General features: G+C 69.4%; 19 protein-coding genes. 6 read left to right on the top strand and 13 right to left on the bottom strand.

The genetic code is table 11. The features are described 5' to 3' along the window. Positions 1-30: 30 nt before the first annotated feature. Complete coding sequence (locus ABZ796_RS14405; protein WP_357337671.1) at positions 31-1,158, top strand: glutamate--cysteine ligase; 1,128 nt, start codon at positions 31-33, stop codon at positions 1,156-1,158. Here the strand turns inward: ABZ796_RS14405 and ABZ796_RS14400 are convergent, their stop codons facing one another. From ABZ796_RS14400 to ABZ796_RS14385, 4 genes are all read right to left on the bottom strand, one after another. Next, positions 1,159-2,274, bottom strand: coding sequence for an FUSC family protein (locus ABZ796_RS14400; RefSeq protein ID WP_357337669.1), 1,116 nt, complete (start codon positions 2,272-2,274; stop codon positions 1,159-1,161). Positions 2,275-2,402: 128 nt separating this feature from the next. Next, positions 2,403-3,053, bottom strand: coding sequence for an HNH endonuclease family protein (locus ABZ796_RS14395; protein WP_357337668.1), 651 nt, complete (start codon positions 3,051-3,053; stop codon positions 2,403-2,405). Between the two features lie 50 nt (positions 3,054-3,103). Beyond that, positions 3,104-4,351 carry a site-specific DNA-methyltransferase gene (locus ABZ796_RS14390; RefSeq protein WP_357337666.1) on the bottom strand — a complete coding sequence of 416 codons (1,248 nt, stop codon included), beginning with the start codon at positions 4,349-4,351 and terminating at the stop codon, positions 3,104-3,106. A gap of 10 nt (positions 4,352-4,361) precedes the next feature. After that, positions 4,362-4,940, bottom strand: a complete 579-nt coding sequence (locus ABZ796_RS14385) for a hypothetical protein (protein WP_357337664.1) — start codon at positions 4,938-4,940, stop codon at positions 4,362-4,364. Positions 4,941-5,017: 77 nt separating this feature from the next. Here ABZ796_RS14385 and ABZ796_RS14380 point away from each other — a divergent pair, with 77 nt between their 5' ends. Beyond that, positions 5,018-5,593 (top strand): mismatch-specific DNA-glycosylase, encoded by a 576-nt coding sequence (locus tag ABZ796_RS14380; protein WP_357337663.1) that lies wholly within the window; start codon positions 5,018-5,020, stop codon positions 5,591-5,593. A 144-nt stretch (positions 5,594-5,737) separates the two neighbouring features. Here ABZ796_RS14380 and ABZ796_RS14375 read toward each other — a convergent pair whose 3' ends face one another. Together ABZ796_RS14375 and ABZ796_RS14370 are read right to left on the bottom strand one after the other, a co-directional pair. After that, the gene (locus ABZ796_RS14375; RefSeq protein WP_357337661.1) at positions 5,738-6,922 is read right to left on the bottom strand and encodes a hypothetical protein; all 1,185 of its coding nucleotides are present in this window, start codon (positions 6,920-6,922) and stop codon (positions 5,738-5,740) included. 141 nt (positions 6,923-7,063) lie between these two features. Next, positions 7,064-11,041 carry a carboxypeptidase regulatory-like domain-containing protein gene (locus ABZ796_RS14370; protein ID WP_357337660.1) on the bottom strand — a complete coding sequence of 1,326 codons (3,978 nt, stop codon included), beginning with the start codon at positions 11,039-11,041 and terminating at the stop codon, positions 7,064-7,066. A gap of 411 nt (positions 11,042-11,452) precedes the next feature. Between ABZ796_RS14370 and ABZ796_RS14365 the strand changes: the two genes are divergently transcribed. Further along, positions 11,453-13,270, top strand: coding sequence for a hypothetical protein (locus ABZ796_RS14365; RefSeq protein WP_357337659.1), 1,818 nt, complete (start codon positions 11,453-11,455; stop codon positions 13,268-13,270). A 16-nt stretch (positions 13,271-13,286) separates the two neighbouring features. Here the strand turns inward: ABZ796_RS14365 and ABZ796_RS14360 are convergent, their stop codons facing one another. Next, the gene (locus tag ABZ796_RS14360) at positions 13,287-13,826 is read right to left on the bottom strand and encodes a TOPRIM nucleotidyl transferase/hydrolase domain-containing protein (RefSeq protein ID WP_357337658.1); all 540 of its coding nucleotides are present in this window, start codon (positions 13,824-13,826) and stop codon (positions 13,287-13,289) included. Between the two features lie 74 nt (positions 13,827-13,900). Between ABZ796_RS14360 and ABZ796_RS14355 the strand changes: the two genes are divergently transcribed. Continuing rightward, positions 13,901-14,650: a helix-turn-helix transcriptional regulator gene (locus ABZ796_RS14355; protein WP_357337656.1), complete on the top strand. Its 750-nt coding sequence runs from the start codon at positions 13,901-13,903 to the stop codon at positions 14,648-14,650. After that, positions 14,644-15,429, top strand: a complete 786-nt coding sequence (locus ABZ796_RS14350; RefSeq protein ID WP_357337655.1) for a hypothetical protein — start codon at positions 14,644-14,646, stop codon at positions 15,427-15,429. The genes ABZ796_RS14355 and ABZ796_RS14350 overlap by 7 nt, the downstream gene beginning before the upstream one ends. 2 nt (positions 15,430-15,431) lie before the next feature. Here ABZ796_RS14350 and ABZ796_RS14345 read toward each other — a convergent pair whose 3' ends face one another. Beyond that, entirely contained in the window at positions 15,432-16,046 is a 615-nt protein-coding gene (locus tag ABZ796_RS14345) for a nucleoside/nucleotide kinase family protein (protein WP_357337653.1), read from the bottom strand. Between the two features lie 140 nt (positions 16,047-16,186). Here ABZ796_RS14345 and ABZ796_RS14340 point away from each other — a divergent pair, with 140 nt between their 5' ends. Then, positions 16,187-17,419 (top strand): IS30 family transposase, encoded by a 1,233-nt coding sequence (locus ABZ796_RS14340; RefSeq protein ID WP_357337652.1) that lies wholly within the window; start codon positions 16,187-16,189, stop codon positions 17,417-17,419. Between the two features lie 110 nt (positions 17,420-17,529). On the opposite strand, the gene ABZ796_RS14335 is transcribed toward ABZ796_RS14340, so the two are convergent. The 5 genes from ABZ796_RS14335 to ABZ796_RS14315 form a co-directional block, all read right to left on the bottom strand. Continuing rightward, positions 17,530-19,065 (bottom strand): alpha-N-arabinofuranosidase, encoded by a 1,536-nt coding sequence (locus ABZ796_RS14335; protein WP_357337651.1) that lies wholly within the window; start codon positions 19,063-19,065, stop codon positions 17,530-17,532. 48 nt (positions 19,066-19,113) lie between these two features. After that, entirely contained in the window at positions 19,114-19,971 is an 858-nt protein-coding gene (locus ABZ796_RS14330) for a carbohydrate ABC transporter permease (protein ID WP_357337650.1), read from the bottom strand. Beyond that, on the bottom strand, positions 19,968-20,909 hold the full coding sequence (locus ABZ796_RS14325; RefSeq protein ID WP_357337649.1) for a sugar ABC transporter permease: 942 nt from the start codon (positions 20,907-20,909) through the stop codon (positions 19,968-19,970). Before ABZ796_RS14325 ends, ABZ796_RS14330 begins: the two co-directional genes overlap by 4 nt. Continuing rightward, a complete protein-coding gene (locus ABZ796_RS14320; protein ID WP_357337648.1) occupies positions 20,906-22,264 on the bottom strand; it encodes an extracellular solute-binding protein in 1,359 nt (452 codons plus the stop codon). Before ABZ796_RS14320 ends, ABZ796_RS14325 begins: the two co-directional genes overlap by 4 nt. A gap of 285 nt (positions 22,265-22,549) precedes the next feature. Continuing rightward, positions 22,550-23,572, bottom strand: coding sequence for a LacI family DNA-binding transcriptional regulator (locus tag ABZ796_RS14315; protein WP_357337647.1), 1,023 nt, complete (start codon positions 23,570-23,572; stop codon positions 22,550-22,552). Positions 23,573-23,574 lie beyond the last annotated feature (2 nt).

Genomic DNA, 23,574 nt, shown 5'->3' with positions numbered 1-23,574 from the left:
AAACGGGCCCGCTCAAGGAACGCTCAATACATGCGGATCGACTTCCATCCCTCCCCCCGGCCGACGCTCGGCGTCGAGTGGGAGCTCGCGCTCGTCGACCGCGAAACGCGGGATCTGGTCAACGTCGCGGACCATCTCTTCGCCCGGGCCAAGCCGCGGGTTCCCCACCCCGGGCGGATCCACAAGGAGCTGCTGCGCAACACCGTCGAGGTCGTCACCGGGATCTGCGAGACCGTCGAGGAGGCCATGGACCAGATCCGTGAGACGACCGCCGGAGTCGTACGTGCTGGGGACGATCTCGGCGTGGATCTCTTCGGCGCCGGGACGCACCCGTTCGCGTCGTGGACCACGCAGGAGCTGTCCGCGGGGCATCGCTACGAGGAGCTGATCAACCGCACCCAGTGGTGGGGGCGACAGATGCTGATCTGGGGCGTACACGTGCACGTCGGGATGCCGGAGCGGGATCGGCTGCTTCCGGTCCTCAACGGGCTGCTGACCTACTACCCGCACTTCCAGGCGCTGTCGGCCTCATCCCCGATCTGGGCGGGCGTGGACACCGGCTACGCCTCCAACCGGGCGCTGATGTTCCAGCAGCTGCCGACCGCCGGGCTGCCGTTCCAGTTCGCGACGTGGCAGGAGTTCGAGGCGTACGTCTCGGACCAGACGGTCACCGGCGTGATCGAGGACATCAGCGAGATCCGCTGGGACATCCGGCCCTCGCCCCGGATCGGCACCATCGAGAACCGAATCTGCGACGGGGTCTCCACGATCCAGGAGCTGGCCGCGATCGCCGCGCTGGCGCACTGTCTCTGCGTGGACCTGGACGCACGGGTGGCGGCCGGCGAGCCCGTCGCCACCATGCCGCCCTGGCACGTCCAGGAGAACAAGTGGCGCGCTGCCCGCTACGGCCTGGACGCGATCGTGATCCTCAACGACGCCTCCGAGGAGCGGCTGGTCGCCGAGGACCTCGCCGACCTGCTGGTGCGGCTCGAGCCGGTGGCCGCGCGCCTGGGCTGTGAGAAGGAGCTCGCCGGGGTGCACGACATCATTCACAAGGGCGCCTCCTACCAGCGACAACGCGCCATCGCGGCCTCCACCGAGGGCGATCTGGTCGCGGTCGTCGACTCGGTCGTACGCGACCTGCGCGGGTCGCTCTAGTCAGCGTGGCGGCAGCGGGGGCAGCGCGTCGGTCGCCTCGAACTGCCCCATCCCGGTGACCCCGAGCAGGTCGACGATGATCGACCTGATCTGGACGAGGATGACCTCGGCGTTGAGCGATTCCGTACGCTCCACCTCCGCCGACTGCTCGCCGACGGCGAGCAGCACCGACCTGGCCTCCTGGCTCAGTCCGTCCGGCCCACGACCCGCGGCGAGCTCGGCCTCGACGACGTCGACGGCGTCGGCGAGCCCGAAGGCCAGCTGGTAGTAGCTCTCGGGCACGATGTCGCCGCGATAGGCCGACACCGCGGCCCGCCGCACCAGCACCCGGGTGCTGCGCAACGCGCGGTCGAGCGGTTCGACGATCTCGGCTATCCGGTGCACGTGGCTGCGATGTCGGAACCGGAACGGCGAGGAGGTCAGCACCGACATGCCCTCGTCGGCGGCATCCTGGAGCTCGCGGATCAGCGGGTCGGTGCCACGCGCGTCGGCGAGCACCTTGAGCCCGTAGACCGCGTCGGCGTCGAGCATCACCTGGCCGGCGGCGCGCAGCAGCGAGGCGATCTTCTTGGCCACCACGGCCGCCTGCTCACCGGGTCGCCGCAACGGCGCGGCAGGGACGATCGAGGCGGCCACCAGCGCGACCGCACCACCGATCAGCGCGTCGGTCCAGCGGGTGAACGCCGCGCCGGGCGTCGGCAGCAGCCCCATCACGAAGATGGACTGCACCGCGGCCTGGTTGCGGAAGACCTGACCCGAGGAGATGAAGATCCCCACCGCCATGGCCATCGCGACCACCAGGGTCATCTGCCAGGCGCCCTCGCCGATGATCTGCACCACGATGTCGCCCAGGAACACCCCGAGCGCCACCCCGATGGTCACCTCCGTCACCCTCCTCAGGCGTTGCCCGTAGGAGGTGCCGAGGCTGACCACCGCCGCGATCGGCGCGAAGACCGGTTGTACGTGGCCCAGCAGCTCGGCCGCGATGAACCACGCCGCCCCGGCTGCCCCGGCGGCCTGCAGCACGTGCCACCGCTTCGACTTCAGCCGCGCCAGCCGGCGACGTACGTCGGACTCCACCTGCTCACGTGTGACCCGTGGGGCAGAGAACGCCATGCCCGAGATCCTAGGGCAGCCGAGTCCTCAGTTGTGGCGGCCGAATCGGTCGTTCTGGCGAATGAGATCGGGATCTCGCTCGCCATTTCTACCGATTCGGCCGCCGCTACTACCGATTCGGCGCGGAGTCAGCGGGCGAGGGTCACCGAGACGGACTGGCTGCCGCAGCCGTTGGCCGAGGTGAGGTTGGTGAGGGCCGACTTCTCGGTGCTGTCGATGGAGAGGCGCCAGCGGATCTTCACCGAGACGTACTCCTTCAGGTAGCGGCACTTCTGCTGGTCGGGCATCCACCCGGCGGGGTCGGCGTCGGACTTCTCCTGGTTCTCGTTGTCGGTGACGCCGACGAGGGAGCCGTAGTAGCCGAGGTCGTTGGCGTAGTTCTTGCGCTCGGTCGAGGTCCAGGTGCGGGCCCCGGAGTCCCAGGCCTCCGCGAGGGGGACCATGTGGTCGATGTCGATGTCGCTGGTGGCGGTCCAGGACAGGCCGTCGTAGTAGGAGTACCAGCGGCCGCCCGACAGCGAGCAGCTCGAGCCGACCGTGGGGGCCTCCTCGGCCTCCGCGATCAGCACCTCGTTGCGGGTGTTGCAGCCGTCGCCGTCGGCGTCGATCCAGTGCTGGAAGAGGTCACGGCTGTAGCCGGTGCGGTTCTCGGCCGCGACCGAGAGGTCGCCGATGGCGGTCGAGAGTGGCTGGGAGTAGGTCTCGGCGTGTGCTGCCGCCGGGATCGTGAGCGGCACGAGGGCGCCGCAGGCGAGGATGAACAGGCCACGGAGTTTCATGGGGGTCTCCCGAGGTGAGGTTTTCGGTCGCCCCCAGACGATGCCGTGTTTTACGCGCCCCGTGTAACTCGGTTACCAGATGTTTCGAGAAGTTCACCCGGATCGCGCTCGACCAACCCCTCCGCACCCCCGTTGCCGTGGACGGCGACGACGGCCCGTAGCCGAGCGCGGGTGATGTCGGAGACGTACGCCATCTCGGCCTTGGCCGCGTTCGAGCCGGGCCGGGTCGTCTCGGCGATCTGGACCGACCAGCAGGTACGCCGCGCCCCGTCCTCCGCGTTGGCGAGCGCGACCGCGTGGCCGGTGGTGCCGGAGCCGGCGAAGAAGTCGAGGACCCGCGCGTCGGTCGGCATCGTGGCCAGGATCCGGCGGATCAGGCCGGTCGGCTTCGGCGACTCGAACAGCGGCCCCACCAGGGACTTCAGCTCCGCGACGGCGGAGTCGGTCGAGCCGATCTCCTCGGCCATCCAGATCGTGGTGAGCTTCTTGCGCCTCGCCTCGCCGGAGGCGTCGCGGGAGAGCCAGTCACGCTGGTAGACGTCGACCCGCTCCCCCAGCTTCCCGCGTACGCGACGGCACATCAGATCGTCGGGGCGGGCCGCGATCAGCGGAGCGCTCCACCGCCAGACCGCCGGGCGGCCGTCCCCGAAGACCGGCCAGATCTCCTGGCCGCCGTCGAACGGCTCGACGTCGACGCGGCCGGACTCCGGGTCTCCCCACACCGGGAAGTGGAGCGTCCGGGCGGTCGCCGGGTTGAACTTCTTGTTGGTGTTGCGCAGCGGCAGCCGCCGGTAGTGACGCCCGTCGTCGGTGACGAGCGGGAAGTCCTGCTCGTTGACGGCCTCGGGGATGCTCGACTCCAGCGCGCAGGCCCGGGCGTCCTTGGCGTAGACCAGCAGATACTCGTGGGAGGTGGCGAACCCGTTGCCGAGCTGGCGACCCTTGGGGTTGAGGTTGACCACGATCTGCGCGAGCTGGTTGCGCTCCTCGAAGACCTCGTCCATCAACACCTTGAGGTGGGCGGCCTCGTTGTCGTCGATGGAGACGTAGATCGCCGCGCGCTCCGACATGACGGTCCGCGCCGCCTGCAGCCGGGGTCTCATCATGGCGACCCAGGCCTCGTGGCGCCCGGCCCGTCGCCCGTCCTCACCGCGCCGGTCGTCGTGGTAGGCGAAGAGGCTGCCGGTGTTGTAGGGCGGGTCGATGTAGATCAGGTCGAACTTCTCTCCCGCCACCGAGAGCGCCCGGAGCACGTCGAGGTTGTCGCCCTCGACGAAGGTGTTCCACGGCTCCCGCACGCGGGGAACGTTAGCCGACGGGCAGGTCGGTGCTCAGCAACGCGACCGATCGCTCGGCCACCAGGCACTGGATCTTGGTGCTCTTCGGCGGGGTGACCTCGAGAACCACCTCGCCACCGGAGGCCGTTGCCGTGATGGTCGCCGGGTCCGGCGCCTCGCAGCCGTCGTAGACCGTCTGGGCATAGAGCCGCTGCCCCACCGGGACGTGCGCGAGCAGCGTGGTCGCCTTCGTGGTGAAGGACTCCTGGAGCGAGGTGCCGAGGGTGGCTGCGTACGCCTTGATCGCAGCCTGGTCCGGAAGCGGGGTCGCGGTCTTCTCCAGGTCGCCCTCGGCCGCGCCGCCGGCGGAGACCAGGCCGCGTACGGGCTTCTCCGAGCTCGGCGGGCGGGACGGCTCGGGCTGCGGCTTCGGCTTCGGGGTCCCTGACGGCGAGGGCGAGGCCGAGGCCGGCGGGGAGGAGGCCGGCGGGGAGGAGGTCGAGGGCGACGGGCTCGAGCCCGGGTCGCTCGCCTCGTCGGAGGTGCCGCAGGCGGTGAGCAGGAGCGCCGTCGCAGCGAGTGCGAGTGGGAGAAGACGCGTGGGGTGCATATTTCACATACTCCCCACGGCACCCGGCTGTTGCACCCCCGACCGCCCGGTCGTTACCGAGATGGAAAGATCACGCCGTGGCCCGCTTCACCCAGGCCGAGCTCCAGACCTACTACGGCGCCTCGGTCCCCGACCTCCTTCCCGCAGACGACCAGCCGCTGCGCCTCCTCTTCGTCGGCATCAACCCCGGCCTGTGGACCGCAGCTACCCAGACCCACTTCGCGCACCCGCTCAACCGGTTCTACCCGGCGATCTTCCGCGCCGGGATCACCACCCGCCCGATCGACGCCTCCGCCGGGATGACACCGGAGGACCGCGACTACTTCCGGGGCCGAGGCATCGGCTTCACCAACATCGTCCGACGCGCCACGGCCAAGGCCTCCGAGCTCTCCAACCCCGAGCTCAAGGAGGGCGGCGCCGAGCTGTTCTCCCTGGTCGCACGCAGGAAACCAGCGGTCGTCGCCATCGCCGGGATCACCGCCTACCGGACCGCGTTCAACCGTCCCAAGGCCAAGCAGGGCCGCCAGCCCGAGCCGCTGGCCGGCGCCGAGCTCTGGGTCGTACCCAACCCCTCCGGCCTCAACGCCCACGAGACCGTTCCCACCCTCGCCGCCGCCTACGCCGATGCCGCTCGCGCCGCCGGCCTGATCTGACCCGCCGAGACGTCAGCTACGTCGGCCGAAGCGTCACTTAGGTCGTTCGAGTGCGCACATACGTGCCAACTCGGCCGACGCAACTGCCAACTCGGCCGACGCAACTGCCGTCTCGGCCGACGTAACTGCCGCCTCGGCAGGGGGTCAGAAGCCTGAGGGTGGCTGGGGGAGCTCTGGGACCCCGAGCTTGGCCAGCAACGCCACCGCGGCCTCGGCCGAGACCCGCGAGGCCTGGGAGTGGAGCATGTCGTCGACCGCAAGGTCGACCTCGGCGGTGAGGCAGACGAGCACGTCCTCGCCCTCGGCTTCGGCGGGTCCTTGGAAGGCGAGCACGGGCAGGTAGGCGAGGTCGAGGGAAGCGGTCTTCTGAAGAAGGCGTACGGCGGCGAGCACATCGGCACGCGGATCGGCGACCTCCAGCGGGCGGCCGTCGACGGACGCCGCACCGGCGGCCGGCACCTCGACCATGCCGGCGGTCGAGGGGATGTCGTGCTGCTCGATGACCGCGACCCCACCTGGATGCACCACGACCGCCTCGAGCTCCCGCGACCCGATGCTCACGTTGAGCACCACCAGCGCCGACTCGAGCTGGCCGAGCGCCTGGCGCAGCTTCTCCTCGCCGAAGGTCTCCGGCGCGCCGAGGTCGAGCATCCAGCCGCCCGCGGGGGTGGCCACCCACGCGGCCGTCTCCTGCTCCTTCAGCGCGACCAGCTTCTCGGCCTCCTGCCGCAGCCGGTCCCGCTCGAGCGCCGCGTCGTGGGCTCGCCGCCGCTCGTCGTCGAGCTCGGCACGCAGCATCGCGACCTCGCTCTCGGCCAGCTGCTGCAGCTCACGGCGCCGCTCGGCCTCTCGGGCGCGCTCCTCGGCCGCCTGCTTCTCGGCCCGCAGCCGGGCGACCTCGAAGCGGCGTACGCCCTCCTCGAGCAGGCCGAGAGTGCGGTCGGAGACCGCGACGTCGGCGCCGGAGGTCAGTCGGTCCCGCAGCGCACCCCAGTTGACCTCGGGGTGGTCGGTGACCAGCGCGTCCAGCACCTTGAGGAGTACGTCCCCCTCGACCCCGAAACGCGAGGCCAGGCTCGACTGGTTGAACCTCACCGGCGCGGCGGGCGAAGCAGCAGGCACTACGGGCGGAACAGCAGGCGCCGCCGGCGCCAGGCTCCACTGCCCGGACGGGCCTTCGACGAAGCCGCCGGACCCGAGCACCTCGAGGAGCTCGGCCTCGGTCAGCAGGACGCGTTTGCCTTTCAGCGCAGCACGGAGCACCTGCAGGCTCAACGGAGCCCGGACTCGGAGGATCTCGGCGACGGCCGGCATGGAGGAATGAGGCATAAGGGCTGATTAGGGGGTCGTTCTCGCAGGCGCGGCGATCGTACACCGGAGCACCGACAATCGAGCTCCGCAGCGAGCCTGTTCCACACAATCACGACAGGGCCCCGGACACCGACCGGTGTCCGGGGCCCCGCTGTCGAGCTAGTCGAGCGGCTTCAGGTCGAAGTCGTAGACGGTCGTCTGACCGGCCACGATCTGCGCCTTCTTGGTCGCCGGGACGAACCCGTCGGCCGCGACGACCACCTGGAGGGGCGCGTTGGACTTCTGCATCCAGTACCCGTAGGTGCCGTCCGCGTCCGTCCTCAGCGTCACGTCGTAGGAGATGCCGTCCAGGGCCACGACCGCACCCTCGAGCGGCTCACCCGAGCCCGTCACCGTGCCCGTGACCTTGCCCCAGCCCGCGGGCGCCTTCACGATCATGGTCGCCGGGACCGGCGCCACGGTGTAGGGCGTGTCGTTCCCGATGACCACGTCGGCCGTGTAGGTGCCCGGCTGGTCGACCGTGGCGGCGAACGTGGTGATCGCGGTGACCGACTTGCCCGGCGCCAGGGTGAACGACGGCGGCTGGACGTCCAGCCACGCGACGCCACCACCGCCCCCGGCCTCACCGGTCACATCGAGGATGATGTTGGAGTCGGGGAACCCGAGCTCCGCGGCGTCGGTCGGCTCCGGCGTACCGCAGGCGTCGGAGGCCAGGTAGGTCGGCGACGTCTCGGCGGCGGGGTTGCCGCCGAAGTAGACCGCGCCACCTGCGACCGAGACGACCAGGATGTCGTCAGGAGCGATCTCCGCGGACGCCGCGATCGGCACCGTGTAGGTCGCCCCGAAGTCGCTGGTCACCGTCGTGGTGCCCGACCCGATCGGGGTCAGGTTGGCGAAGGTGAACGCAGCGCCCGCCGGCAGCGTGTAGAGCGTCGCCGTCACCGGCGTGCTCCCGTTGGCCGACTCCTGGACCGCGAAGCTCACGCTGGTGGGCGTGAATCCGCCGGAGATCCCGAAGTCACCCGGTGAGTAGGTGCGCAGGATGGTCGTGGTCCCCGAGGGGCACGCGACCGAGCTGGCCTGCACGACCTCGTGCGAGCTCGAGTGGGACAGGGTCGTCTCACCCGCGGGGGTCGGCGCGAGCGCCGTGACCGAGGGCTGACCCGACGAGCCGAGCTTGCTCCCCGACTTCGACGAGGTCAGGCCGGACGCCTTGGAGCCGGCGCCCGCCTTGGTCTTGACCTCGGTGGCCTTCTTGGTGGGGCTCTTGGTGACGCCGGCCGCGGCGGTCTTGTCACCCTGGATGACGACCTCCTCGCCGGTGGCACCCAGATCGACCTCGGCGGGCGCGGACCCGTTGTTGGTGATCTTCAGGTTGCGCGAGACCGAGCCGCCCATCGCGAGACTGGCGTTCAGCGCCGTCTGGGTGACGGCGAGGCGGCCGGCCTTGAGCTGGGCGTTGGAGGTGAGCGTGGTGTCCTCGGCGACGGTGAGGTTGCGGCTGATGGCCTCGTAGTCGGGCGCGGTGAAGCTCACGCCGTACTTACCGGTCACCAGGTCGACGCTGTAGGAGCCGTCGGCGCCGGTCTCGATCGTCTTGGCGGACCCACCGGCGGTCGGGGTCAGGGTGACCTCGGCGCCGTCGATGCCCTCCTTGGTGTTGTAGTCCTTGACGACACCGGAGACCGTGCCCATCGGAGCCAGGTCGAAGGTGATCGACTTGTTGTCGCTCAGCGACGCGGTGTTGAGGGAGAACTGCGTGGCGATCGTGCCGGCGGCGTTCTCGATACCGATCGTGGCCGAGTTGCCGCGTCCCCGATCCGTGCTGGGCAGGTCCCCGTATCCCAGCTCGACCCGGCCGTCCTCGAAGAGGGTGACCGAGAAGTCGAGCAGTTGGTCCGAGCCGTTCAGCGGGAAGACGTCGCGCCACTCGATGACGAACGCATCCTCACCCCCGACCGTCGTCGCACCGGTGAACACGTCAGCCGCGCCTCGGGAGTCGAGGTCGTCCCAGAAGGGATAGATCGCGGCGTTCGGTACGGCCGTGGACGGGATCGCCCCGTTGCCGTAGGCGGTGCTGGAGGCGAGGAAGTTCACGTGACCGTTGGAGGCCACGTACGCCTTCGCGTAGCTGCCGCCGTAGAGCGGGAAGCTGAACGGCAGGTCGACCGAGGCGGCCGCGTCGTCACCCTCGAGCCCGAGCGCGGTGGTGCCGGAGCGTACGCCGCTCGAACCCTCCGAGCAGAAGTAGCCGTAGTCGTCGTAGGAGAAGACCACCTTCACGTTGTAGGTCTTGTTGCCCCCGACGACGAGCTCGGCGCTCGTCGCCTCGGCGCAGCCGGACCCCTCGGTGAAGATCGTGTACGTCCCCTCCGGGACGCCCGCGAACGAGTAGGTCCCGTCGGCGCCCGAGGTCGCGGACAGGTTGCCCGGCGACAGCTGGACCTCGGCCCCCGCGATCGGGGCGTCGGTGCTGGCGTTGGTGACCTTGCCGCTGACCGTGTACTTCGTGGCCTCGGCGAGGTCGAAGTCGACGGTCGTGGTGGCGTCCTCGGTGACCGTCGCGGACCCGGTCTCGGTGACGAAGCCGAAGGCGGAGGTGGTCACCTCGTAGTCACCGACGTAGACGTCGGCCGAGAAGTGGCCCTCGGCGTCGGTCGTGAGGGTGCGGTCGAGAGCCTCACCGTCGAGCTCGACGGTCGCGCCCTCGATCGGGTCGCCGACGCTGGTGACGGTGCCGGCGACCGTACCGCCCTCGGCCGGAGCCAGGGCGATCAGGCGCGCCAGGTCGAGGTAGCCCTCGCCGTACACGTTGTTGTTCTCGGCGGTGCCACCGCAGGTGGTGTCGTCGACGTCGGTCGCCGCCTCGTTGAGCAGGCGACGGGTCTCCTCGACGTTGCCGATCAGGGTGGGGTTGTAGCTCCACAGCGCGGCGACGGCGCCCGCGAGGTGCGGGGCGGCCATCGAGGTGCCGTTGTAGTTGGCGTACCCACCACCGGGGACGGAGGAGCGTACGTTCACGCCCGGCGCCGCGATGTTGGGCTTCGTCAGACCGTCCTGACCCGGGCCACGGCCGGAGAAGGAGGCGACGGCGCCGGAGGAGTCGACCGCACCCACCGAGTAGGTGAGCGTGTTCGCGCCCGGGGAGGACGTCCCCTGGCACATGGAACCCGGGTTGCCCGAGGCCCACGAGGAGAACTGGCCGGCTGCGTTCCAGGCGGCGTTCACGTCGTCGAAGAAGGAGTCGATGTAGCCGACGCCGTTCCAGCCCCAGGAGTTGTTGATGACGTGCGGACGCTTGGACACGTCCGGGTTCGCCCCGTCGGCGTCGGTCGGCTCCAGGAGCCACCAGCCCGAGTCGAGGAGACCGGCGTCGGTGCCGCAGCAGCCGTTGGTCTCGATCCACTCGGCGTCGGGCGCGACACCGATCTGGTTGCCGGCGCCGTCGTCGCCGACCATGGTGCCCATGGTGTGGGTGCCGTGGCCGTCGAGGTCGCAAGGACCGCTGGAGCAGTCGCCGTAGGCGTCGAACCAGTTGTAGTCGTGGGTGAAGGTGCCGTCACCGTTGTTGCCGCGGTAGTGGTTCACCAGGGCCGGGTGGGTGTAGTCGGTGCCGGAGTCGACGCTGGAGACGACGATGCCGGCGCCGGTGGCGCCCTGTGCCCAGGCCTCAGGAGCGTTGATGAAGTCGATGCCCCACTCGATGCCCTGCGGCGCCTTGGTGGCGGCCTCCTCCTTGACCGGCTCCACGAGCGAGAGCTTGGCCCGCTCGTGGACGGTCTTGATCTCCGGGTCGGCGGCCAGCTTCAGCGCCAGGTCCTCGGAGCCGTCCTTCACCAGGATCGCGTTCGAGATCGCGTACGTCTTGTAGTTCACCTTGGCGGCCTCGAGCTCGGCGACGGCGCCGGTCTGAGATGCCTTCGCCGTCTTCTCGAGCGCGTCGACGACGTACTGACCACGCTTGGTCCAGTCCTTGATGGAGGAAGCGGGGCCGAGGTTGGCCTTGTCGGAGAACCGGAGCCAGAAGTCGGTCGAGTCCGACTTCTCGAACTTCGACTCGAGGGTGGACGTGAGCTTGGCCGCGGGGGCCTTGTCGTCGGCTGTAGGGGTGCCGGCGAATGCGGGGGTGGCAAGCATCGCAGCCGCTGCGGCGAGTATGCCTGTGGCTGCTACGGCCGATCGGCCGAGGCGTGAATATCTCAAGGTGGGTCTCCTTGCGGAAACCGTCGGCAGAGCCCGTGAACAGATCGTGCACATTTCCCGGGTAATGCGGACGGATCGATTATTGCCACGGGAAACCGTTCTCCAGATTTGTTACAGGCGCAGTCATTCGGGGCGCCGGAGTGCGGCAGATACCTACCAATGTCGTAAAAGCGTCACAGCCCTAGACAGGTTGGCGAGGCAAATATGACACGCCTGCGTCATTGACACCCGCCCCGGGTATCGGCTTCCTCGAATGCTCCGTCAAAGGCCGGGTCGTTGACGTAGGTCCGCTTTCCGTTCGCTGTACGTTTTTGTGAAAGGAGGGGCATGTCTGCGATCAAACGCGTGACGAACACGTCCGAGGCCGAGGCGCTGGCGGCGTTGCTCAACGGCGACTCCCGCACGAGGCCGACGGTGGTGGTGACCGTCGCGTCAGGACATACCGATCCCTACGCCGACGTCGAGCGGATCGCCGCCGAGATCGGCGACCTCGCCGACCTCTACCTGGTCACCACCGGCGGGCACACCTGGGCCTTCTCCAACAAGATGACGCCCGGCACGCAGGTCTACGGCGGCGCCGGCCGGGTCTACCCGGTCGGCCTGGCGTGGAACATCGACCTGAAGCAGGCGCCGCTGCGGTTCGCATGGAGCAGGTCCGAGGGCAAGAAGCTCACCGGTCAGCTCATCGACGACGCCCTCGACATGGCCGCAGCGGCAGGCCTCTTCGACAGCGCGCGCACCGCCTCCACCCGCGAGCGCCGCGCCGGCACGGTGCTCTCGATCGTGAGCGAGCGCGCGCTGGTCGACCTCGGTGGTGGCGACATGGCCTCGGTCCCGCCCCAACTCGCCCAGGCCGGGGTGCCGATCGAGCGCGTCCTCGCCCCCGGCATGCACGTCGACGGCGTCCTGGAGAAGAAGTCGCGCTGGCTCGACATCCGGGAGAGCCGCCCCACCGCAGAAGAGGCACTGAAGACGTACGCCGCCGGGGACGTCGTCCCTGCCGAGGTCCGCTCCGTGCTGGCCGGCTCGGCCGACCTGCGCCTGCACCCCGACGTCACCGTCGAGCTCTTCCGCTCGGACGTGACCGACGACCCCGACGACGACCTCCAGGCGCTCCTCACCCCGGGTGAGGTCGTGCTCGCGCGAGTCGTCGCCACCGGACCCAAGTGGCGGCTGTCGCTGCGCGAGGTCCGTGAGCATGACACGGCCCGTGAGGCTCTGGCCCTGTACGCCGGTGGCCCGCCCTGGCTCGACCCGGATGCTCCGCCGCCCGCGGTCGTCGAGCACGTCGATCCCGCGCCTGCTGAGGTCGCCGAGGTGGCTGCGGTGGCCGAGCCGGTCCTGACGGTCGAGACGGCTTCCGAGCCCGCTGCCGAGGCTCCGGCCAGGGCGGCGATCCCGAGTCCAGCGATGATGCCGCGGCGCAAGGGAGACCCGGTCCGCGCGGTCCGGCCGGCGCCTCCGCCCGAGCCCTCGCCGATGCCCGAGAAGGAGCAGGCGCCGGCGAAGAAGGCCGCGGTGCAGTCGATGTCGCTGCAGGTCACCGCGATCAAGGCCGAGAAGGCCCACCTCGAGGCCGAGCTGACCGAGCTCCGCGACCAGGTCTCCGGGCTGCGCAACGAGCGGGTGCAGTTCGCCAAGGATCTGGCGCGAGCCGCGCGTCAGGTCGAGACCCGCGATGCCGAGCTGGCCCGGATGCGCTCCCAGCTGCGCCGCGCCAAGCAGCGCACCGCGCCGCCCGGCGTCGCCCTGCCCGTCTTCGCCGACCGCGAGCGCGGCTTCCGTCACCTGGTCGAGGCCGCCTGGGCCCGCCGGATTCCGGTCGGGGAGCAGCCGACCCGGCCGCTGCCGGACTTCGCGATCGGCGAGCGGTTCCTCGACAGCGTCGACGCGCTCGAGGGGATCACCGTCGACAAGATCGCCGACGTGGTCATGGAGGTGCTCACCGGCCTCGCGGAGCAGTCGACCGGGCGCGAGCTGCACCAGCTGCGTACCTCTGCCGGGGGCAACGCCGCGCCACAGTCCCGCCCCGACGGCGCGGTCTGCTACCGGGTCTCGATGCAGATCCACACGCCTAGCGCCCGCCGGCTGCACTTCTGGAAGTGTCCCGACGGAACCATCGAGCTCTCCCGCGTCGTCGTCCACGACGACATGGAGCCCTAGCTCGCAGACGCGGGCGTCAGCCCCAGCACCACGTCAGCAGCCCGATGAGCGGGTCCGGGATGTGCTCGAGCTCGACGGCCTCGCCGAGGATCGTGCCGTAGCGGATCTTGCGTCCGGACGCGGTGCCGAAGAAGCGGTGCAGCTGGTCGGCGACCTCCTCGCCGCGGTGCTCGGGCTGGTTCTGCAGCGTACGGAACTTGCCGCCCTCGCCGTTGGCCTCGAGGATCTCGACGATCCGCGCCGCCCCGATCGCTCGGATCATCTCGTTCTCGAGGTCGCGCCGGCACGCGAAGAAGCCCTGCCCGGAGAGGTCCTCGCCGACCTGACGGCCGAGCGCGTTGGTGACGAAGTGCTCCTCGGCCTCGTCGTAGAGGCCGCCGACCCGGCGCCCCGCCGCCGTCTTCTCCCGGATGAACCGCCCCGCGTTCCCGGCGCCGCCCATGGAGACGACCTCGATCCCGAGCTCGGTCAGCTCGACCCCGTACCGCGGCGCCAGCGCCTCCACCAGAGCCTTGTCCGACTCCCCCTCGACAAGCAGCGTGATCGGTCGCGTCATGGCGCTCACCTTAGAAGAAGGTACGCCGCCGCGCCTGTTCCAGATATGCGACAAGCCGTCGTAGGGTTGCATATATGGAACAGGACGTCGGCCGCCTGGTCGCCGACTGCATCGAGCACTCGGGCCTCAACGCCCGCCAGGTGGCTGCGCGCGCAGGGGTGGCCCCGTCCACGATCCATCGGATCCTCAACGGACAGGTCAGCCCGTCGGTCGCGACGCTCCACCACATCACCGCCGCTGCCGGCCTCGACCTGACGATGAGCGCCGCGCCGCTGGCCTCGTCGGCAGCAGCCGCGGCGGCGCGCGCCATCCTCGACGAGCACTACCCGACCGAGGTGGACGCCGAGATCGACAGGTGGGCCGACCAGCTCGACACCTGGGCCGACGGCGACGCGATCCAGATCATCGAGGAGGCGGCGCGTGCCTCCGGTGTCCTCCATCGGTCGGACGCGATCCGGCTCAGCGGTGAGGCCACCGTCGGCCGGCTCGCCTCCGCCGGCGACGCCTCGGGCGCACGCTGGGCGCTCTCCGGCGCGGCCGGTCTGGACCTCCCGTCCTTCGACGAGACCATCCCCCGGATCTCGGTCCTGTGGTGTGAGGATCCGAGCGCTCTCCGCCCGCTGCTGGCCGGCGGAACGCTCCGACCGGCATCGGCACCGCACCGTTCCACCGTGGTCGTCGCCGCCGCCGAACCCGACCTGTTCCTCGGCACGTTCGAGCGCGATCGGGTGATCTACGCGGCCCCGATCCAGATCGTCGTCGATGCCATCTCGGTCGGCGGCGATGCCGCGGATCGCGCCCGCCAGGAGATCCGGACATGGTGACGAAGCAGCCCCGCTGGGCGCCCGACCCCGAGACGTACGCCGCCCGCAAGATCGCCACGTCCGACAGCTACCGGGAGGTCCCGGACCGCGACGCCCAGATCCGCGACACCGGCGTGTGGTGGACCGAGGTCGACACCGACCGCATCCGCCCGAGCGACGCCGAGGTCGCCTGGCGGCGGTTCCGGGCGAGCCTGCCCGAGCTGGTCTGGCACGCCGCGCGGCTCGAGGGCAACGGCTTCACCCTTCCCGAGGTTCGCACGCTCCTCGCCGGCATCACCGTCGGAGGCCGTAGCGCCGAGGACGAGTTGCAGGTGCTGGCGCTCAGCGAGGCGTACGGCGCGCTCCGCGACCTGGTCGGCTACGGCAGGTTCCATATCGACAAATCGACGTCCGACCGCCTCAACCGGATCCTCGCCCGCCACGAATCGGCCGACGCGGGGAGGTTTCGCGGCGAGGGCACCCTGCGCCGCAGCGGCAGCGAGCTGCTCCGCACCCGCTTCGCGGCGCTGCAGGAGCGCCTTGCCGAGACCGACGACCCGCGGCTCCAGGCGCTGATCTACTTCTGCTCCGCCGCCCGTACCCGGTTCTACGCCGGCGCCAACGAGCGCACCGCCCTGCTGATGATGACCGGCATCCTGATCTCGAACGGCTTCGACGCCATCACGATCCCCCACGTCCGGCGCCTCGAGCTCGACCACGCCCTCGACACGCTCTTCGAGACCGACGACGCCACCGAGCTGATGGCCTTCCTCATCGACTGCGCGGTCTCCGAGGGCTGATCTCACAGCACGAGATCCGCCCGATCCCGCGTCGCCCGCACCAGCGCGGCGTTGCGCAGATCGCTCGCGGCGATCTTCGCCTCCGCCTCCTCCCGTGACCTCCCGCCGGCGAGGAACCGCTCGAACAGCCTCGGCACCAGGACGTCGTCCGGGACATCGACGAACCAAACCTCGTCCAGCAGGCTGCGTACGTCCTTCCACGGCCCGTCCTCCAGCAGCAGGTAGTTGCCTTCGGCGATCACGACCGGCTCGTCCTCGATCACGACCCCACCCGGGACGGGTTCGTCGGTGACCCGGCTGAACGTCGGCCACTCGACTCGCTCCCGGTTCCGCACCTTGCGCAGCGCCGCCACATACGCCTCGGCGTCGAAGGTGTCCGGCTCCCCTTTGCGCGCTCGCGCGGCCATCGCGTCGAGCTCCGCGTTGCTCCGGTGGAACCCGTCCATCGGCGCCACCACCGCGACGTTTCCGTCTTCGTTGAGTACGTCCCGCAGCCGCTCCGACAACGTCGACTTGCCCGCCCCCGGTGGACCAACGATCCCGAGCACGAACCTGGCGCCCGCCTTCTCGCTGATCTGCTCCGCCAGCCGGAGGAGTCGGTCCTCACTGAGGGTCAAGGTCAACCTCCACGACGTACTCGGAGACGCCCGGCACCGGGCCTTTTACTAGACGATGACACTGAGGACGTCGGGTCCTTGCCAGTGAACGGGGGCGGAATCAGACGGTCGAAGCAACGCTGAGGAAGAGGAGCGTTGTCATGCCGAAGGTGTTCTCGCCTGAGGTTCGAGTCCGGGTCGTGGATCTGATCTGTGCGGGGTGGAGTGCGAGTGGCGCGGCTGTTGTAGTCGGGGTGTCGAAACCGACGGCGGTGCAGTGGTGGCATCAGGCTTGTTCGGTGCTGATTCCACTTGAGCCGGGCGCGTTACGGGGCGGGCTGGGAGCGGCGCTGCCGAGTGATCCCGGCGTGGATAGCCCGCGACGTCAGCGGCGTTGCTTGACCAGCCAGGACCGGGCGGTGATCGCTGCGGGACTGGTCGATGGGTGGTCGCAGGCCAAGATCGCCGCGGTGATCGGGCGGGATAGGTCGGTGGTGTGCCGCGAGGTCGCCCGCAACACCGGCAGCGATGGTGTCTACCGCGCCGAGATGGCTCATCGGGCAGCCCGCCAGCGCCGCCGGCGGCCCAAGGAGTTCAAGCTGGCCGCGAACCCGCACCTGTGTCGGCTGATCGAGGCCTGGATGGACCAGGGCTGGTCACCGGGGCTGATCGCGACGGTGTTGCGTACCGATCACCCTGGTGTCGATCCGGCTGCGAGGATGGGGCGGGTGAGTCACGAGACGATCTACCGGGCGCTCTATGTTCAAACCCGAGGTCAGCTCCGAGCCGATCTGCATCGATGCCTCTCCACTCGGCGCAAGTCCCGCAAACCGCGCGGCCGCCTCAGCCATGACCCCAGCAAGAATGCCTACGCAGAGGCATTCAAGATCAGTCAACGACCTGCCGAGGTCGCTGACCGGGCCGTTCCGGGGCACTGGGAGGGCGACTTGATCCTCGGGAGCGGGAACGGCTCGGCGATCGGCACCTTGGTCGAACGCACCACCCGGTTCGTGATCCTGCTCCACCTGCCCGGTCGCCACGACGCCGAGACCGTTGCCAAAGCAATGATCCGCGAGATGGGCGCGCTGCCCGAGCACCTACGACGCTCGATCACCTGGGACCGTGGCCTTGAACTGGCCCGCTACCAGCACATCCAGGTCGAGCTCGGCACCACCATCTACTTCGCCGATCCACACTCGCCCTGGCAACGAGGATCCAACGAGAACACCAACCGGCTCCTCAGACACTGGTTCGAGAAGAGCAGCGACCTCTCACGCCACACGCCCCACGACCTCCAACGCATCGCCGACACCCTCAACCAACGCCCACGCCCTACCCTTGACCTACAGACGCCAGCCCAACGGCTGGCCGAGCTGCTGAATCCAGCAGCCTGACCAACCATTGCTTCGACCATTAGAGTCCGCCCGGGTTCACAAAGCGTCATCGTCTAGTAAAAGCAGACGTTATCGCCGAGCCGTCACACCGCCCACCACGACACCGCCCATCACGACATCGCCACCTCGAGCTCGACGACCGCCCACGACAGCGGCGGCAGGGCCAGGTGCACGGCGCCATCCTGGATTCCGACCCCGGTGAGCGGGACCAGCCCGACGGCGTCGGGCGCCGACTCGACGTTCGACGTGTGCCGATCGCCGCCATCGGGGATGGTGAGCACCTCGGCACCCGCCACCTGCGCGACCCCGAGCCCGCGCAGATCGACCGTCACGTCGGAGGCCTCGTCGAGACCCCGGTTGGCGACGAAGAGGGCGACCCGACCGTCCGCCTCGGACCAGGTCGCGGCGGCGTCGATGACATCGACGTCGCCGAACTTCTCGGTGGCGATCTGGTCGGCCGAGACCGCGAGCCGGAGGATCTTCCCGCGGGCCAGTGAGGCCATCCGGGCGAAGGGCCAGAAGATGGTCTGCCGCCAGGCGGGTCCGCCCTCCTCCGAGCGGATCGGGGCGATGACGTTGACCAGCTGCGCCTGGTTGGCGATCCGGACCCGGTCACCGTGACGCAGGAGCGAGTTGAGCAGCGAGCCGACGACCACGGCGTCGGTGACCGAGTACTCGTCCTCGATCAGCCGCGGGTGCTCGCGCCACTCCTTCTTCACCTGGTGGATCTGGTCGGCGGAGTCGAGGCCCTCGGCGTACCAGACGTTCCACTCGTCGAAGGAGATGTCGACCTGCTTGGTGTGCTTGCCGGCCGCCTTGACCGCGTCGATGGTCGCCACGACGCCGTCGATGAAGGCGTCCATCCCGACCGCCTCGGCCAGGAACGAGGCGGCGTCGCCGGAGCGCTCCTGGTAGTACTCGTGCATCGAGATGTAGTCGATCTCGTCGTACGCGTGGGTCAGCACGGTGTGCTCCCACGAGCCGAACGTCTCCATGTAGCGGTTCGAGGAGCCGACCGCGACCAGCTCGATCGAGTCGTCGACGAGCTTCATCGCCTTGGCCGTCTCCTGGGCCAGCCGACCGTACTCATGGGCCGTCTTGTGCCCGATCTGCCACGGCCCGTCGAGCTCGTTGCCCAGGCACCACAGCTTGATGTCGAAGGGCTCCTCGGCCCCGTTCTTCCGACGAAGATCCGACCAGTACGTCCCACCGGGATGGTTCGCGTACTCGACCAGCGCCCGCGCCTCCTCGACCCCACGCGTACCGAGGTTGATCGCCTCCATCACCTCGACGCCTGCCTCCCGCGCCCAGCCCATGAACTCGTGGAGCCCGAACTCGTTGGTCTCGATCGTGTGCCAGGCGCCGTCGATGCGCCGGGGCCGCGCGGCGACCGGCCCGACCCCGTCCTCCCAGCGGTAGCCGGAGACGAAGTTTCCCCCGGGGTAGCGCACCACCGTCGGCCCCAGCTCCCGGACGAGCTCGAGCACGTCCTTGCGGTAGCCGCGGTCGTCGGCCGTCGGGTGGCCGGGTTCGTAGATGCCGGTGTAGACGCACCTCCCCATGTGCTCGACGAACGACCCGAAGAGGCGTCGGGGTACGTCGGCGATCGTGAAGTCGCGGTCGATGGTGATACGTGCGCGGGTCATGGAGCTCCTTGTCGTGTGACTCGTGCGGTCTGTCGATCTCGGCCGGGGCTACCTGCCACCGAAGCCGGTGGTGGCAACACCCTTGACGATCTGGCGCTGGAAGAACAGGAAGACGACGATCAGCGGCAGCGCGGCCAGGACGGCCTGGGCCATCGTCTGGGCGTACTGGATGCCGTGGGCGTCGATGACGGTCTGCAGCCCGGTCGGCAGCGTCATCAGGTTGGTGTCGTTGATGACCAGGAACGGCCACAGGAAGTTGTTCCAGGCGTTGATGAACACGAAGATCGCGACCGCCGCCATGACCGGGCGCGACAGCGGCAGCACGATCGACCAGAACACCCGCAGCCGGCTGGCGCCGTCCACGCGGGCGGCGTCCTCGAGCTCGATCGGCACCCCGTCGAAGAACTGCTTGAGGATGAACACCATCGCCGGCGCCACGATCTGCGGGAGGATCAGGCCCCACGGGGTGTCGATCAGGTTGAACGTGAGCATCTCGTAGAAGAGCGGGATGATCAGCACCTGCGGCGGGATGATGATCGCCGCCACGATCACGGCGAAGAGCCAGCGGCGACCCGGGAAGCGCAGCCGCGAGAAGGCGTACGCCGCCAGGGCGGAGATCGTCACGGTCAGCACCGTGATGACCAGCGAGGTCCACAGGCTGTTGAGCGCCCAGATCCACACGTTGCCGTTCTCGAGCATGGCGCTGAATGCTTCGGTCGTCAGGCCGTCGCCGCCGATCCAGCCCGACTCGGACGCGGCATCCGTCTCGGTCTTGAACGCGGTGGCGACCGCCCACAGGAACGGCAGCAGCCAGCCGACAGCCATCAGCGCGAGCGCCACGAACGCGACGATCCGGCCGATGCCGAACCTCTTCTCCCCCGGTGATCGAGCTTGTCGAGATCTCATGACAGGTTCCTCCTCCGGTTCATGGCGGTCATCTGGAAGACGCCCACGATGACGATGAGCGCGAAGAAGACGTACGAGATGGCGGCCGAGTAGCCGAAGCGGTAGCCGACGAACCCGGACTCGTAGATGTACTGCACGATCGGCCTGGTCGTGTCCGTCGAGACCCCGATGAGCATCTGGTACGCCTGGTCGAACAGCTTCAGCGACGCCAGGATCTGCAGCATGACGATGAGCACGGTCGCCGAGTTCAGCTGCGGCAGCGTGATCGACCAGAGCTGGCGCCACGGCCCGGCGCCGTCGAGCGCCGCGGCCTCGTAGTGCTGGTCCGGGATGTTCTGCAGCGCGGCGAGATAGAGCAGGAAGTTGAACCCGACCGTCCACCACACGGTGGCGATGACGATCGCGTAGAGGTTCACGGCCGGGTCCTGGAGCCACGCGAGCGGCTCGATCCCGATCGCGCCGAGGACGGAGTTGGCTGCGCCGATGTCCGGGTTGAAGATCCACACCCAGATCTGCGAGACGACCGTCGAGGCGAGCAGGAACGGCATGAAGAACGACAGCCGCCACAGCCACTGCCCCGGCAGCCCGCGGTGGACGAGCAGCGCCATCACGAGCGCGAGGAGCACCAGCGGGATCGTAGAGACGACGGTGAACCAGACGGTCGTACGCAGCGCCCGCCACATCGTCGGGTCGGTCAGCGCCTCCTGGTAGTTGTCGAGCCCTGCCCACGAGCCCCCTGCGCCCGTGAGTGACTGGTTGGTGAAGCTCAGATACAGGCCGTGCACGAGCGGCCAGACCAGGAAGAGCGCGAACGCGATCAGGAACGGCGCCAGGAACGCCCAGCTCACCAGGCGTTCGCGGCTGGGTCCGGCGGTCGTCGTCGTTCTCGGACGGCTCGCCGCTGCTCGTGCGAGCGGTGTCTCGACGGCGGCGGTCATGGCGTCCACGTCCCATCGGGGTCGACCGGGTTCTGGGTCTTGAGCAATCGGTCGACCCGGGTGCGGAACGCGTCGATCGCTCCCGGCGCGCCCTTCCCCGTCATCAGCGCCGGCTGGATCGCGTTGCCGAAGTTGGAGTGGAAGTTGGAGGCCGACCCGGTGAACCAGGCCGCCGGGTCGTAGTTGACCCGTTCGGCGACGTCGGCGTAGTGCGACTGCGGGGTCAGCTTCGCGTACTCCGGGCTCTGGGTCACCGGAAGATAGGCGGGTACGTGGCCCGCGGTCGCCCACTCGTAGGAACCCTTGAGCAGGTCGGCCACGAACCGGTAGGTCAGGTCGCGACGGTGCTCGTCGACCTGGTTCTGGTGCGGCAGGACGAACGCGTGCGAGTCGGCGTACGCCGCCGGGGTGCCGAACAGGGTCGGGATCGCGGTCATGTCGAACGGCACGCCGGCCTCCTTGACGGACCGGAGCTCCCAGACGCCGGTGAACAGCAGCCCGCTCCGCCCGGTCGCGAACTCGGCGAGTGCCGCGGCGTAGTCGTTGCGCTGGACCGCGAGCTTGCCGTCGAGCAGCGTCTGCATGAGCTCCAGCGACTCGACGGCGATGTCGTCGTCGATCTCGGCTCTCCCGCCCTCGGGGAACGTCATCGACGCGCCGTGCTGGGTGTAGAAGGTGTAGAAGAGCCGGAACATATGGGAGCCGTCGCCGAGATAGCCGTACGACAGCGGCGGCACCCCCTTCGTCTGACCACCGACCTGGCCGACGAGGTCGATGAACTCCTCGGGCGACTCCGTCTCCCGGAGCCGGCCGTCGCTGTCGAGGACGCCTGCCTTGTCGCAGATCTCGGGGTTGAACATCAGCACCGTCGGGTGGGCGTCGAGCGCGACCGCGAACACCTTGTCGCCGATCATGCCCTTCTTCCAGATCTCCTCGGGGAAGTCGTCCTGGCTCACGCCGAGCTCCGCGAGACGCCCGATGTCCCAGGAGTCGAGGAGTCCTCCGGGCGCGTAGCCGGGCACGCGGGAGGCGTGCATGATCGCGAGCTCGGGCGGCCGGCCGCCGGTCGCGGCCATGGCGAGCTTCGTGTAGTAGGGCTCGCCCCAGACCAGGGTGGTGGTCTTGACGTCGTACGCGGCGCCCGACCCGGTCGCCTTGGCGACCATGTCGGCCATGGTGCCGCCGTCACCGCCGCTGAGCAGCGTCCAGAACTGGAGCTGGTCCGGGTTGGCGGCGCTGGCAGCGCCCGCGGCGCCGCAGGCCGAGAGACCGCCGGAGAGGGCGGCTGCGCCGCCGATCGCAGCAGCTCCGGTGAGCAGCCCGCGTCTGGAGAGCATCGTGGATCGACGTGCCATCGCGACTCCTTGCCACAGAGGTGGGGTGTGACGTGCGTTACATCGCGTACTATTACATCGATGTAATGGACCTGGCAAGGGTCTCTTCATCCCCGATTCGGTGGATGCCTGCCGACCTCGACCGACCACGCCGCGATCGCGAGCGCCAATGGGAAGCATGAAGTCCCTCCGGCTGCGCTCACGATGAGCACGACGATGCTCGTCGCCGCAGGTATCGGGTACCTGCTGGGCATCCTCGTCGGCGTGTGGATCGCGCACGGCCGCTGGACCGCGCACTGATCGTCACTACCGCGTCGTACTCCCCCGGACGACCAGCTCGTGCGGGACCGCGACCGCGCGCGGAGGGCTCGTCCGGTCGGCGATCCGGGTCAGCAGCAGATCGACCGCCGCCTCGGCGAACGCGTGCCGGTTCAGGGCGATGGTGGTCAGCGACGGGTTCATGAAGCGGGCGTGCTCGACGTCGTCGAAGCCGGTCATCAGGACGTCGTCGGGCACCGAGATCCCGTGCTCGTCGAGCACGTGCAGCGCGCCGAACGCGATCGAGTCGGTGAACGCGACGATCGCGTCGAAGCCGGTGTCACGGGTCAGCAGCTCGGCGGCGGCCTCGGCGCCACCCACCATCGACCACTCCTCGACGTACACCTCCAGCTGCGGGTCCGCCTCGATCCCCTGCTCGGCCAGCGCCCGGTGATAGCCCTCGAGGCGTTGGATGCTGGTCGCCGTGGCGTCCTGTGCGCCGGTCTCCCCGCCCAGGGCGGCGATCCGCCGCGCCCCGCGCTCGAGCAGGTGCTTCGTCACCTCGTACCCGGCCTGCCGGCTGTCGATCAGCACCCGGTCGACCTTGTGCTGCTCGACCTCGCCGATCAGCACCACCGGCGGCAGCTGGTCGTCGTGGACGACGATGCTGTCCTTGAGCCGGATCGGATTGAGGATCAGCCCGTCGATCTGGTGCTCCCGGGCCCGCGAGACCAGGTCGTACTCCCGCTTCGGCTCCGCCCCCGTCTCCTCGATCTGGACCGCCATCCCCCGCTCGTGCGCCACCTGCACCACCCGGTGCACGACATCCGCCGAGAACGCCGTCGCCAGATCCGGCAGCGCCAGCGCGATCACGCCGGTCCTCCCGTTCCGCAGGCTCCGGGCGCTCAGGTTAGGTACGAACCCCAGCTCCTCCACCGCCGCCAGCACCTTCTCGCGGGTGTCCGGGCGTACGAACGCGGTCTCGTTCATCACGTTCGACACCGTCTTCGGCGACACCCCCGCAAGCGCCGCGACATCCTTCACCGTCGCCCGGCGCGGCCCCCTGGTCATGG

It is taken from the genome of Nocardioides sp. NPDC047086 (genome assembly GCF_040643685.1).
Taxonomy (GTDB): Bacteria; Actinomycetota; Actinomycetes; order Propionibacteriales; family Nocardioidaceae; genus Nocardioides.
This window is presented reverse-complemented; position numbering and strand designations above follow the sequence as displayed.